Source organism: Pseudomonas sp. L5B5 (genome assembly GCF_020520285.1).
Lineage (GTDB): Bacteria > Pseudomonadota > Gammaproteobacteria > Pseudomonadales > Pseudomonadaceae > Aquipseudomonas.
The window spans coordinates 1,884,508-1,898,899 of record NZ_CP084742.1; the positions used below are offsets into that span (position 1 = coordinate 1,884,508).

General features: G+C 67.9%; 3 protein-coding genes (1 of these 3 cut by a window edge). 1 reads left to right on the forward strand and 2 read right to left on the reverse strand.

Annotation, left to right across the window (positions count from 1 at the left end; all coding sequences use genetic code 11):
• Both LGQ10_RS08450 and LGQ10_RS08455 read right to left on the reverse strand, forming a co-directional pair.
• Positions 1-6,050 carry the 5' portion of a non-ribosomal peptide synthetase gene (locus LGQ10_RS08450; protein ID WP_226525283.1) on the reverse strand. The gene continues 7,057 nt to the left of window position 1, outside the view, so the window shows 6,050 of its 13,107 coding nt (coding positions 1-6,050); the start codon lies at positions 6,048-6,050; its stop codon lies off the left edge, out of view.
• A 288-nt stretch (positions 6,051-6,338) separates the two neighbouring features.
• The gene (locus LGQ10_RS08455; protein ID WP_226525284.1) at positions 6,339-12,719 is read right to left on the reverse strand and encodes a non-ribosomal peptide synthetase; all 6,381 of its coding nucleotides are present in this window, start codon (positions 12,717-12,719) and stop codon (positions 6,339-6,341) included.
• A 590-nt stretch (positions 12,720-13,309) separates the two neighbouring features.
• Between LGQ10_RS08455 and LGQ10_RS08460 the strand changes: the two genes are divergently transcribed.
• Positions 13,310-14,104: a helix-turn-helix transcriptional regulator gene (locus LGQ10_RS08460; protein WP_058433262.1), complete on the forward strand. Its 795-nt coding sequence runs from the start codon at positions 13,310-13,312 to the stop codon at positions 14,102-14,104.
• Positions 14,105-14,392: the final 288 nt, after the last annotated feature.

A 14,392-nucleotide genomic window follows, 5' to 3' on the forward strand; every position in this document is an offset into this window, starting at 1 on the left:
AGCCAGCGGCCGATATCCCCGGTGCGGTACAGCCGGCCATCGGGTTGCGTACCGAAAGGATCGTGGATGAACTTCTGGGCATTGAGTTCGGGACGATCGAGGTAGCCCAGGGCCACACCGTCGCCGCCGATCACGATCTCGCCCGCGACGCCAATGGGCAGTGGCTGCTGCCGGGAATCGAGGATATACACCTGGGTATTGGACAGCGGCCGGCCAATGGGCAGGCCGTCGGCATCGGGCGGCAGTTCCCCCAGCTCGTGGGTGGTGGCGAAGGTGGTGGTCTCGGTCGGACCGTAGGCGTTGAGCAAGCGCAGGCCCGGCGCCAGGGCCTGCAGGCGCCGGAACGCCGAGGTGTCGGCCCGCTCGCCGCCGGACAAGAGCATGCGCAGGCCCTTGAACGCCTGGGGAATCAACTGCACGTACTGGTTGAACAGGCTGGTGGTGAGAAACAGCAAGGTCGCCCCGCTGCTGTGCATCAACTGGGCAAAAGCGGGTGGATCGAGCAGGGCCTGGTGATCCACCACCACGACTCGACCACCGTTGAGCAACGGTCCCCAGACCTCCATGGTGCTGGCGTCGAACGCCGGGTTGGAGGCGAAGACCACCCGGTCCTCGGGGTTGAAATCGGCGTAGCCGTTGTTGATCACCAGCCGGCTGATGGCCCGGTGCGGCACCCGTACGCCCTTGGGTTCGCCGGTGGAGCCGGAGGTGTACATGATGTACGCCACCGCCTCGCTGGATTGCTCCAGGGTCTGGTCCTGCTCAGGCAGGCCCTGCAACGCCAGCCGGTCCAGCTCGACCCGAGGCACCGCCACCTCCAGTGGCTGGTCGCTGCGGGTCAACAGGATCACGCTGCGGCTGTCACGGACCATGAAGTCCTGGCGTTCGGCCGGGGCGTTGCTGTCCAGCGGCACATAGGCGGCGCCGCACTTGATGACGGCCAACTCGCTGACCAGCAGGTCCAGGGAGCGCGGCAGGAGGAGCGCCAGGTGATCGCCCGGCTGCACCCCAAGCGTCTGCAGGTGTCGGGCCAGCTGGTTGGCCCGGGCATTGAGCTGGGCATAACTGAGCACCTCCTGGCCATGCACCGCCGCCACCTGCCGGGGGTGGGCCTGGACTCGGGCTTCGAACAACTGCGCCAGGGTTTGCTGGCGCGGGTAGTCGCGGGCGGTGGCGTTGAATTCCACCAGCACCTGGCGGCGCTCGGCTTTGGGCAACACCGGGATTGCCTGCAAGGCCTTGTCCGGCGTCTGCTCCAGGGCCTGCACCAGGTGCTCCAGGACACAGGCCAGGTAACCGCAGACCCGCGATCCATCCACGGGCGCCACCGCCTGCACCGTCAGGCGCAGGCCCTGGCTGTCATCGTCGATGTTCAGTGCCAGCGGGTAGTTGCTGCGCTCGCTCGATTCGAGTACCCGGATGCCGTCCCAGATCGTCGACTCCTGCGGGTCGTCGGCCAGGTTGGCACTGTGGCGGTAATTGAGCAGGCTGTTGAACAGCGGCAATGAGGCCGGCACCGCGCTGCAGCGCTGGGCCAGGGCCAGGGATGCGTGTTCATGGCCCAAGAGTTGCGAGAGCCGGGCATGGGTGCCGAGCAATGCCTGCTCCACCCCCTCGTCACCCACGCTGATGCGCAGCGCCAGGGTGTTGATGAACATGCCCAGGGCCCGGTCGGCCCCGGCACCGCCCTGCATCCGGCCCAGCAGCACGGTGCCGAACACCACGTCATCACGGCCGGACAACTGGCCCAGCACCCGGCCCCAGGCCAGGTGCATCAGGCTGGCGACACTGACCCCCAGGGCCCGCGCCCGCTCCCGCAGGCGCCGGCACAGCAGCGGGTCCAGGTGCAACTGGCGTTCCTGGATATCGCGACCGTCACGGTTGACGTCCTGCAGGCCGAACGCCAGGGTCGGCTCGTCGATGTCCCCAAGCAGCGCCTTGAAGAACGCCTGGTGATCCGCCTCGCTCAGGCCCAGCCGCGCCTGGGCCACATAGTTGCGATACGGCGCGGCGGGCGGCAGTTGCGCGCCGCGACCTTGCAGCACGGCACTGATTTCTTCCACCAGCACTTCCAGGGAGGTGTGGTCCAGGGCCAGGTGGTGGAACAGCAGGATGCCGAGCCAGCGCTGTTGCCCCGGGTCCCGGGCACAGGCCAGGCGCAGCAGCGGTGCGCTGCCCAGGTCCAGGCGATAGCGCCGCGGATCGAAACGCTCCTGCAACTGGTCCAGGGTCGAGCCCCGGGCCGGGTCCGCCTCCAGCATCTGCACCACCAGCGGCGCCTGGCGCCAGACCACCTGCACCGGTTCGTCCAGGCCCTCCCAGGCCAGGCTGGTCCGCAGGATGTCATGGCGCTCGATCACCTGCTGCACGGCCTGGGTGAAAGCCTGCAAGGTCGACTCGTCGGCGAATTCGAATTGCACCTGCAACAGGTAGGGATCGCCTTCGCTGCTGCTCAGGTGGTGATACAGGATCCCTGCCTGCAATGGCGCCACGGCATAGATGTCCTGGATATTGGCAGTGCCGCCGGGCACCGTGGCCACCAGCCGGTCGATGGCGGCCTGGTCCAGATCCGCCAGGGGCAGCAGGTCCGGGGTGATGCGTGGGCAATCGGCACCGATGCGGTTGGCCGGCACCTGCACTTCGCTGACCGATCCCACGGCGGCGGCCAGGGCAGCCAGGGTCGGCTGGCCGAACAGCACCCGCACATCGGCGCACAGGTCCAGCTGGCGCATGCGCTCCATCAGCTTGACCGCCAGCAGCGAATGCCCGCCCAGCTCGAAGAAGTTGTCCTGGCGCCCGACCTGGGGCAGCTGCAGCAGCTCCTCCCAGAGGTGCGCAATGGCTTGTTCCACTTCGCCCTCTGGCGCCTCGTAGTCGCGCCTGGCCACCGCCTGGCTGTCCGGTGCCGGCAGGGCCTTGCGGTCGAGCTTGCCATTGGTAGTCAGGGGCAGGCTGTCCAGCAGCACGAAGGCGCTGGGCAGCATGTAGTCGGCCAGGCTGTGGCGCAGTTGTTCGCGCAGTTGCGTAGCGCTGGGCTCGGCGTCCGGCCGGGCGATCACGTAGGCCACCAGGCGCTTGTCCCCGGGGACATCCTCGCGGGCTACCACCACGGCTTCGCGGACCCCATCGCAGGCCGCGAGACGGGCTTCGACTTCCCCCAGCTCGATGCGAAAACCACGGATCTTCACCTGGTCGTCGTTGCGCCCCAGGTACTCCAGGCTACCGTCATCCAGCCAGCGGGCCAGGTCGCCGGTCTTGTACAGGCGTGCGCCCGCTTGCTGGCTGAACGGATCGGCGATGAAGCGTTCGGCCGTCAGTTCCTCGCGGTTGAGGTAGCCCCTGGCGACCCCTGCGCCACCCACGTACAGCTCTCCCACCACCCCGGTCGGCAATGGCTGGCGCCGGGCATCGAGCACATACAGTTGCAGGTCGGGGATGCGCCGGCCGATGGGGCTGCTGCCCACCCGTTGCGCGTCCGCCGCCTGCAGCGGCCGATAGGTCACGTGCACCGTGGTTTCGGTGATGCCGTACATGTTCACCAGCTGGGTGCCGGCGTTGCCGACCCGGGCGTACCAGGGCTTGAGCAACCCTGGCTCCAGCGCCTCGCCGCCGAAGATCACCTGGCGCAGCGAGTGCTTGAGCGCACTGCGGCCCTGGGCGGCGATCAGCGAGCGGAAGGCGCTGGGGGTCTGGTTGAGGATGCTCACCGACGATTCGCAGAGCAACGCGTAGCAGGCTTCCGGCGAGCGGCTCACGGCCTGGGGCACCACCAGCAGCTGGCCGCCATGGACCAGCGCGCCCCAGATTTCCCAGACCGAGAAGTCAAAGGCGAAGGAATGGAACAGCGCCCACACATCGCGCCAGTTGAAACCGAACCAGTCGCGGGTGGCCGAGAACAGCCGGGCGACGTTGCGGTGTTCCACCATCACGCCCTTGGGCAGGCCCGTGGAGCCCGAGGTGTAGATCACATAGGCCAGGCTGGCCGGCGTCAGGCCGCCCACCTCGGGGTTCTCCTGCGCTTCATGGGCCAGGGTCCGGCTGTCGAGGTCGATCAGCGGCACCCGCAGGTCGGCCACCAGCGCCTGGGTGTCGGCTTGCACCAACAGCGCCACCGGGGCGCTGTCTTGCAGGGTGTAGGCGATGCGTTCGCGCGGATAGGCCGGGTCGATGGGCACGTAGGCCCCACCGGCCTTGAGGATCCCCAGCAGGCCGATGATCATTTCCAGGCCGCGTTCGACGCAGATCGCCACCCGCTGGTCCGGGCGCACGCCCAGGGCCAGCAGGCGGTGGGCCACCTGGTTGGCGCGCTGGTTGAGCTTGCCATAGCTCAGCCGCTGCCCCTGGAAGATCAGTGCCGGAGCTTCGGGCTGGACCCGGGCCTGGGCCTCGACCTGCTGGTGGATCAGGGGGTGGTCAGGGTAGTGACCCAAGGGGGTGTTGAGACCGTGCACCAGGTACTGGCGCTCGCTGGCCGGCAGCATCTGCAGGCTGTGCAGCGGCGCATCGGGCGTGTCCTGCAAGGCCAGGGCCAGGCTCTCCAGGACGCTCAGCAAGTAGCCGGTGATGCGCTCGGCGCCAATGGCGACGTCCACCAGCGCGACGATCCGCAGGTCTTCACCGAGGTCATCGACGTTGACGGTCAACGGGTAGTTGGTGCGCTCCTCGGCGCCCAGGATCTGGATGCCCGGCACCACCTCCTGGACTTCGACACCATCCCCGGCATGGCTGTGGCGATAGTTGAGCATGGCGCTGAACAGCGGGGTCGGTGCACTGACCCCGCTGCAGCGCTGGGCCTGGGCCAGGGATGCGTGCTCATGGGCCAGCAAGGCGGTCAGCCGCTGGTGGGTGGCCAGCACCCCGGCGCGCACGCCCTGGGCGCCGACATCCACCCGTAGCGGCAAGGTGTTGATGAACATGCCCAAGGCTCGTTCACCACCCTCGCCGGCCTCCATCCGCCCCAGCAGCACGGTGCCGAACACCACGGCCTCGCGTCCAGACACCTGGCCCAGGACCCGGGCCAGGGCCAGGTGCATCAGGCTCGCCACGCTCACCCCCAGTTGCCGGGCCTGGGCCCGCAGGCGCTGGCTGAGCTCGGTGGCCAGGGTGGCCCGGTGTTCCTCGATGCGCCGCCCAGCCCCCTGCACATCGCCGATGCCGAATGGCAGGGTCGGTTCGTCGATATCCCCGAGCATCTGGCGGAAGAACGCCTCGTGGTGCTCCTGTTCCTGGGCTTGGCGGGCCACGGCCAGGTGGTTGCGAAATGGCACTGGCGCCGGCAGCCGGTCGCTGTGGCCCTGCAACCGGGCCTGGACTTCCTGGCGCACCACGTCCAGGGCGGCGTGGTCCATGGCCATGTGGTGAAACAGCAGCAGGGCCACCTGGCGCCCGTTGCCCGGGTCCTGGGCGTACACCAGGCGCAGCAGGGGGGCCTGGCGCAGGTCCAGGCGAAAATGCCGAGCGTCGTAGCGGGCTTGCAACTGGCCCAGGGCATCGCCGCCGGCAGGGTCCAGGGCGACCTCCTCGCACACCAGCGGCGCCTGGCGCCAGACCACCTGCAGCGGCTCGTCCAGGCGCTCCCAGGCAATGGCGGTCCGCAGGATGTCATGCCGTTCGATGACCCATTGCAGGGCCGCGACGAATTCCTGGCGCAGCGTGTCGCTGGCGAAGGCGAAACGCGCCTGTAGCACATAGGGGTCGCCCTGGGCCGCAGACAGATGGTGATAGAGCATGCCTTCCTGCAACGGCGCCAGGGGGTAGATGTCCTGGACATTGGCCGCGCCGCCCGGCACCGCGGCGACGATGCGCTCGATGGCGGCCTGGTCCAGATCCGCCAGCGGCAGCATGTCCGGGGTGATCCTGAAGGCCGGGCTCAGCCAGTCGCCGCCCTGCCCGTCCAACAGTTCCAGGAGCCGTGGCTTGTGTTCGACCAGGCTGTCCCAGAGGCCATCGTCCAGGGCCTCGTCATCGCCCTGGACCACCAGGTCCTGGCCGTCGCGCTGGAGTCGGATCGCAAGGGTGGAAAGAACCGCCATCAATTCGCTGAACTGCATGTGTAACCTGCCTAGGATTCGGAAACGGTTGAAGAGAACGTCCGTGTTTCAGATGCAACGTTTCAGATGTGGCCGGTGCCCGAACCTCGAGCGGCCACGCCCCTGCCCTGCAGGGGGCTGCGCAACAGCCAGGATCTGGCGCAGCGAAAGAACGCTAAAACATCCCTCCCCAGGTGTCTGGCATGGGAATTCAGGACACTGTCCCGGGCCTGTCCCCCTCACGGCGTCACGCCTGCGCGCCGGCATCCAGGCCGGCGCGCCAAGAGCGTGGAACACGGCCCGAAAGCCTCAGAGGCGCCGCTGGCGCTTGAGCTGGGGGATGGTCGTGGCGGGAATGACCACCTGCTGCAACTGGCTACGGGTGTTGGCTGCCAGTGCCGCCAGGGTCGGCTGGCTGAATAGCAGCCGGGCATCGGCATGCAACCCCTCCTGGCGCATCCGCGCCACCAGGCTGACCGCCAGCAGGGAGTGCCCGCCCAGTTCGAAGAAGTTGTCCTGGCGCCCGACTCGCTCGACCTGCAGCACCTCGGCCCAGAGCTGCGCCAGGGTAGTCTCCAGCTCGCCTTCGGGGGCCTCGAAGGCCCGGGCCAGCACCGCGTCCGCCCCGGGTTCAGGCAAGGCCTTGCGGTCCAGCTTGCCGTTGCCGCTCAGGGGCAAGGCGTCCAGGCGCACATAGGCCGCCGGCACCATGTAGTCGGGCAGGCGTTCCAGGACGTGGGCCCGCAACGCCTCGATACCCGGCTCGGCTGCTCCTGCCTGCAGGCTGTAGTAGGCCACCAGGCGTTCGTTGCGCATCAGCACCGCCACCTCGCGTATCCCAGGATGGCTGGCCAGCCGTGCCTCGATCTCCCCCGGTTCCAGGCGCAGGCCGCGCAGCTTGACCTGGAAGTCGTTGCGCCCCAGGAACTCCAGGACGCCGTCTTCGGTGTAGCGCACCAGGTCGCCACTGCGGTACAGCCGGTCACCGGCGACGAAGGGGCTGTCGATGAAGCGCTCGGCCTGCAGCTGCGCCAGGCCCAGGTAGCCACGGGCGACCCCGACCCCACCGATGTGCAGCTGGCCACTGACGCCCCGAGGCACCGGCTGGTCATGGGCGTCCAGCACGTACAAGCGGGTGTTGGTGATGGCCCGGCCGATGGGCAGTTGCACCGGCGGTATCGGCGCATCGGGCTCCAGGGTCCAGGCGGTGCTGTCCACCGTGGCTTCGGTCGGGCCGTAGACGTTGTGCAGACGCGCCCGGGGCAGGCGCTGGCGCATGAGCAAGGCGATGGCCTCGGTCAGCTCGCCGCCGCCGCAGAACACATCGGTCAGGCTCTGGCACTGGCTCGCCTCTTCCAGCTGCAGGAACTGCAGCAGCATCGCCGGCACGAACTTGATCATCGTCACCTGCTGCTCCACCACCAGCCGCGCCAGGTACGCCGGCTCGCGGTGACCGCCCGGCCGCGCCAGCAACAGGCGCATACCGGTGACCAGGGGCCAGAACAGCTCCCAGACCGAGCCATCGAAGCTGAACGGGGCCTTTTGCAGCAAGGTGCCGCCCGCCGACCGTGGACACAGCTGCGAGCCCCAGTGCATCAGGTTGCCCAGGCCGCGGTGCTCCACCATCACGCCCTTGGGCGTGCCGGTGGAGCCGGAGGTGTAGATCACATAGGCCAGGTGCGAGACCTCCAGCCCCGGTACATGCGGGTCCTGCTGGGGCTGGTGCTGCCAGGTGCAGGCGTCGAAATCCAGCAGCGGCAATCCCAGGTCCTCCAGCAACGACCGGGTGGGCTGGTGCACCAGCAGCGCCAGCGGCTGGCTGTCCTGCACCAGGAAGCGCAGGCGCTCGGCGGGGTAGTCCGGGTCCAGGGGCACATAGGCGCCACCGGCCTTGAGTATGCCCAGCAGGCCCACCAGCAGCTCGGGGCTGCGCTGCACACACAGCCCGACTCGCACGTCCGGCCCCACGCCCTGCTCGCGCAGGTGATGGGCCAGCTGGTTGGCCTGGCGATTGAGCTGTTCGTAGCTCAGTTGCCGCTCGCCAGCCTGCACGGCAACAGCCTGGGGCGTGCGTTGCACCTGGGCTTCGAACAGGGCATGCAGGGTCAGCTCGCGCGGATAGGCCGACTCGGTGGCGTTGTATTCCAGCAGCAGTTGCGCCGCCTCGGCCGGCGGCAGGATCGGCAGGCTGTGCAGGGGCGTCGCCGGCGCTTGCTCCAGGGCCTGCAACAGGCCCTGGAGGGCACAACCCAGGTAATCCAGCACGCGCTGCGCGCCGATCCGCCGTGGCGCGCGGACGCCCAGGCGGAACCCCGGCTCCAGGTCGTCCACGGCCAGCATCAGCGGATAACTGACCACCTCTTCGCTGGCGAGCAATTGCACGCCAGCCGGCAAGTCCTGCAACAGTGCCTGGGCATCGGCGCCGACGTTGTGCCGGTAGTTGAGCAAGGCATTGAACAAGGGGGTCGGCGGCGCCACCGCGCTGCAGCGCTGGGCCAGGGACAGCGGCGCCTGCTCGTGGGCCAGCAGTGCGCTGAGGTGCTCCTGGGCCTGATGCAGGCCGTCGATCACCGTCAGCCCCGCCAGTTCCAGGCGCAGGGGCAAAGTGTTGATGAACATGCCCAGGGCCCGGTCGGCCCCGGGGCCGGCCTGCAAGCGGCCCAGCAGCACGGTGCCGAACAGCACATCCTCGCGCCCGCTGGTGCGCCCCAGCACCAGGGCCCACGCCAGGTGGAACAGACTGGCGGCACTGACTCCATGGCGGCGGACCAGGCGCCGCAGGCGCTGGTCCAGGTCATTGTCCAGCAGGTGCCCGGCCTCCTCGTGGTCCAGTTGTTCGCCGGGCCGCTCCTTGAGCTCGAACGCCAGGGTCGGCGCGTCCACCCCGGCCAGCGCCTGGCGGAAGAACGCCGCGTGGCGCTCCTGGTCCAGGCCGGTGCGGGCTACGTATTCGCGGTAGGCGAAAGGCTCGGCCAACTGCTGCTGGCGACCGTCCATGTGGGCGCCGATTTCCGCCATCAGCACGGCGGTAGAGGTCGCGTCGTTGACCAGGTGATGGAAACGCAGAATGGCCAGCCAGCGGCCCTGTGGCCGGTCTTCGGCCCAGCCCAGGGCGAGCATGGGTGCCTGACGGATATCCAGGGGGCGCTGGCGAGGATCGAAGTGCCGGCGCAGTTGCTCGAGCACCGGCTCGTCCACCACGGGCCGCAGTTCTTCCACGGCCAGCGGGGCCTGGCGCCAGACCACTTGCACCGCCGGCTCCAGCACTTCCCAGACCAGGCTGGTGCGCAGGATGTCGTGTCGCTGGATGACTGCCTGCAACGCCTGGGCGAACGCGTCCAGGTCCTCGCGGCGGGCGAAGGCGAACAGCGCATGCTGCTGGTACGGATCACGGCTGGCCGAGGTCATGTGGTGGTACAGCAGGCCGGCCTGCAAGGGCGCCAGGGGATAGATCTCCTGGACATTGGCCGCCCCACCGGGAACCGTGGCCACGACTCGGTCGATGCTGTCCTGGTCCAGCGCCAGCAAGCTGAGCAGGTCCGGGGTGATGCGCTGGCAGCCGGGCGGCACGCGATTGGCCGGGACCTGCAGTGGCGCCTGCTGCTGCACCGCGGCGGCCAGGCTGGCCAGGGTCGGCTGGCCGAACAGTACCCGCACATCGGCCTGCAGGCCCTCCTGCTCCATGCGCTGGATCAGTTGCAGGGCCAGCAACGAATGCCCACCCAATTCGAAGAAGTGATCCTGGCGCCCGACTCGGCCGACCTGCAACACCTCGGCCCAGAGTCGTGCCAGGGTGGTTTCCAGGCCCTCCCGGGGCGCCTCGTACTCGCGACTGATCAGCGCCTGCTGGTCCGGCGCCGGCAGCGCCCGGCGGTCCAGCTTGCCATTGGCGGTCAGCGGCAAGGCATCGAGCCGTACATAGGCCATGGGCACCATGTAGTCCGGCAAGCGTTGCAGCAGGTACTCGCGCAATTGGCCGATGGGCATCTCCCCCTCGGCACTGAACCAGGCTACCAGCTGGCCATCGCGGGCCTGGACCACCGCCTCGTGCAGGGCGGGATGGCTGCCCAGGCAGGTTTCGATTTCCCCCAGCTCGATGCGCAGGCCGCGGATCTTCACCTGGTCGTCGTTGCGCCCGAGGTATTCCAGGGTGCCGTCCTGGCGCCAGCACGCCAGGTCGCCGGTGCGATACATCCGTGCTCCCGGCACTTCGCTGAACGGGTCGTCGAGGAAGCGCTCGGCGGTCAGCTCGGGGCGCTCGAGATACCCTCGGGCCACCCCGGCACCGCCCACGTACAACTCGCCGGGCACGCCGATGGGCAGGGGCCGTCGCTGCTCATCCAGCAGATAGATGCGCGTGTTGGCGATCGGCCGACCGATATGCAGCGCTGCGCCGGGCTCGATGGTCCCGGAGGTTGCCACCACCGTGGCCTCGGTCGGGCCGTAGTTGTTGACCAGGGTAAAGCCCTGGGCCAGCGGCGGTTGGCGCAGGCGATCGCCCCCCACCAGCAAGGTCTCGAGGGTCGGGTGGCCGGTGTGCCGGCTGAAGGCGTATTCGGCCACCGGGGTCGGCAGGAAGCTCACGTCCAGCGGCTGGGCGCGCCACCAGGCGAGCAGGCTGTCGAGGTCCTCGGGGCCGTCGCTGACCGGCGCCAGGTGCAGGGTCGCCCCGGCACACAGGGTCGGCCAGATCTCCCAGGCCATGGCATCGAAACCGAAGCCGGCCAGGCAGGAGGTCTGCCGGCCCGGGCGCAGGTCGAAGGCCTCGCAGTGCCAGTCCACCAGGCCCGACAGGCTCTGGTGCTCCACCAGTACGCCCTTGGGCAGGCCGGTGGAACCCGAGGTGTAGATCACATAGGCCAGGTGCCGAGGGGTCAGCCCGGGCACCTGCGGGTTGGCCGCGATACCCGGCTGCCACTGCACGCTGTCCAGCTCCACCAATGGCATTGTCAGGGCCGGCAGGTGCTGGCGCAGGTCCTGCTGGACCAGTACCGCCACCGGGGCACAATCCTTGAGCAGGTAGGCCAGGCGCTCGGCCGGATGCGCCGGGTCGAGGGGGACGTAGCCGGCCCCGGCCTTGAGGATCGCCAGCAGGCCCACCAGGGTCTGCGGGCTGCGCCGGGCCACGATGGCGACCCGGTCGTCCGGGCGTACGCCCAGCTCCTGCAGGTGCCGAGCCAGGGCGTTGGCCTGCTGATCGAGCTGGGCATAGCTGAGCGTCTGGTCCTGGGCAATGAGCGCAATGGCGTCCGGGGTGCGGGCGGCCCAGGCCTCGATCCGGGCATGGATGCGCTGCTCGGTGGCGGCCGGGCGGTCGGTGGCGTTCCACTGGCGCAGGCGTGCACTGTCGGCCTCGGTCAGCAGCGAGAAACCCTGCACCGCCAAGCCGGTGTCCTCCAGGCCTTGCTCCAGGATATGCAGCAGGTGCCCGGCCATGGCCTGGACCTCCCCGGCCTGGAAATACCGGCGGTCATAGACGTAGTGCATCCAGGCACTGTCATCGAAGCTGTTGCTGCGCAGGTGGATGGCCAGCGGTCCGGGCTCATGGCGGTTGGAGACTTTCACCGACGAGGCGCTGGTCTCGCCGTAGCGGTACTCCAGGTTCTCGACCTCATAGGACAGCGACACTTCGAACAGCTGCGAGCGGTCTTCGCGCAACAGGCCAAGGGCCCGATTGAGCTCGCTCAACGGGAAGCGCTGGTGACGAAAATCCTGCTTCAGCACGTCGCGAACCGCCATCACCAGGGCCTCGAAGCTCAGCTGCGGGGCGAAGTCCATGCGGACGGCGCTGACCTGGGTGAAGGAGCCCAGGGTCACCTTGAAGGCAGCGTTGGGGCGGTTCAGCACCGGCATGCCCAGCACCCACTCGCTGCGTTGCCCGATCCGGGTGAAGTACACGTGCAGTGCCGCCAGCAACACATGGAAGGCCGAGCCACCGAGCTGCCTGCCCAGGGCTTTCATCCGCTCGTGCAGCACCGCAGGGAACGCCTGGACCAGGGTCGCCCCCGGCGTCCCGCCATCCTCGGGCGCCCGATAGCGTGGGCGCAGCAGGGGTTCGGGCACGCTGCGGTATTTGTCCAGCCAGTAGTCCCGGTCACGCTGATAACGAGCGGACTGGTGGTAGCGGATATCGTCCTCGATGAAGTCGGTGAAGGATGGCGCCGTGGCCTCTGGTTCTTCGCCGCGCAACAGAGTGCTGTAGACGTCGCCCGTGATCTGGGACAGCTGGGCGAACCCCCAGCCATCGAGGATCAGGTGATGGGCCTCGGACTCCACCAGGTGGTACTGCGGCCCCAGGCGAAACACCGAGAAACGACACAGGCGCTCGCCTTCCAGGGCGAAGGCCTGCTGCATCTGCCGCTGGATCTGCAGCCGGGCAGCGGCCAGCGGATCGGCCTCGCCGGACACGTCGTGCACCACCAGTTCCATCGGCCAATGGCGATCGAAATACTGCAATGGCAAGCCATCCGGGCTGCCCTCGCGGGACAGGACGGTGCGCAGCACGTCGTGCCGAGCCACCACCAGCTCCAGGGCACGCTGCAGCAGATCGGGCCGGAGCGGACCATGCAATTCGGCATACCCACCGATGTTGTACAAGGGCGAGTCGCCGCGACTGAGCTGGTCAAGCCAGATATCCCGTTGCCCGGCGGTCAGAGGCAGGCCCCGGGCCTGTGCCTGAACGACGTTCATGGCTGCCCCCGGCGCGGGCATCCTGCCTGCGGCAAGCGGCGAATGGCGACGACAACGTCGCCCATGGCTGTGGCAGAAAAAATCGTCATAAGATCCTTCTCATGTGATGGCCAGGGCACCGGCTTCCAGGATTTAAGCACCGGCCCCAGGGACTGTATGTCACCCGAAACCTGGACAGTCCGGGGGGCCGCCATGGCTCTGCAACGCGGTTCTCAGGGGAATTTTGGCCCTTGGACGAGGACCTGCGGCACGGCTGAATTAGTTGTAGGAAATTGACTATCCGTGCCTGAGGTTCTTGACTGGTAAGTCCAGTCTCATGACCTGGGACACTCTCCTCGCCCCTGTCCCTTGTAGACGGGTCCGGCCCAACGCCCCCGGGGCCCTCAGGGCAATCGCCAGGGGTCGGCGCCGGGCCTCCCCGAGCCGCGATCAGGGTTTTATGTCCCGGTTTTCCCCTACAGACGCGAGGTAAATGCTTAGGCTTAAATCAGATACATCTGACCGGCCCGGATTCATGGAGAATCCGCTGCGGTCTGCCGTCGCAACAAGGCTTCGATCAGCGATTTGCCTTGATCAAGGATGATAGGGATATGAGTCTGACCAGCAAGATCGCGAATCTGGAAACACCGAACTTCTATTTCGAACTGGGGCAGTTGATCTCCAGCACGGGCCAGGGGCCGTTCGCCGCGAACATGCTCGAACTGGTGAACAAGCTGGTGCCGGTGAACCACCTGGTGCTCAGTGAATGGACGCTCGACGAGCGCCAGTCCCGCGCCGAGGAAATCAGCCTGCTGGGACGTGCCGGCCAAACCGAACAGCTGCCGGAGTCGGTACGGCGCCACGAACCACTGCTGCACAAGATGCTGGAAATGGACGATTCGCTGCTGATTCAAATCAACGCCCAGGTCCATGGCCGGCAGGCGCGCAATATTCCACACCAATGTCACCTGGTATCACGCAAGGCCAACCGTCGCTGCGTGATCGCCCTCTATCGCGAGTCCACCCAGGGCGGTTTCTCCCTGGCCGAACTGTCGTTCCTCAAGAGCCTGTCCTCGACCCTGCTGCCGCTGCTGGAGCGCCATGCCCAGATGCACCGGCAACAGGCGCTCAAGAAACTGCGCAGCTGGAGCAGCCGGCCCCGGGACAACCAGGAGCAGACACCCCTGCAACGGGAATTCGACGAACGCCTGTCGCTGGGGGATATCGCTCTTTCGGCTCGGGAAAAGGAAGTCTGCCTGGGGTTGCTGACCGGCGGTACGGTGCCGGAGATGGCCCAGCGCCTGAGCGTGAAGAACAGCTCCATCGAGACTTATCTCAAGCGGGCCGCCGCCAAGCTCGGGGTCAGCGGCCGCCATGGCCTGGCCAAGTGGATGGTGGGAGCCTGAACCGACAAGGCCCTGGCAACCGGGAAGATGTCCCCAGCCCGGGCCGCGCCGGCGTGCTCCGCTGAGCCGTCAGATCTGGCTGGCCGAACAGCTCCAGCCTCGCCTGGCTGCCACCAGGTGTCTGGAGCAGCATCAGCCGTGACTCTTCTTCAAGTTCGGGGTTGATCCGTACACTGAAGCCGCCGTCGGCCCGCAAGCCTTCGCAGGATGAAGAACCGGGATTGCCAGTCGTCGTGAACCGTCGCTGAAAACACGCTCATCTTCCGCATCCGTCACCGTTGTCATTCA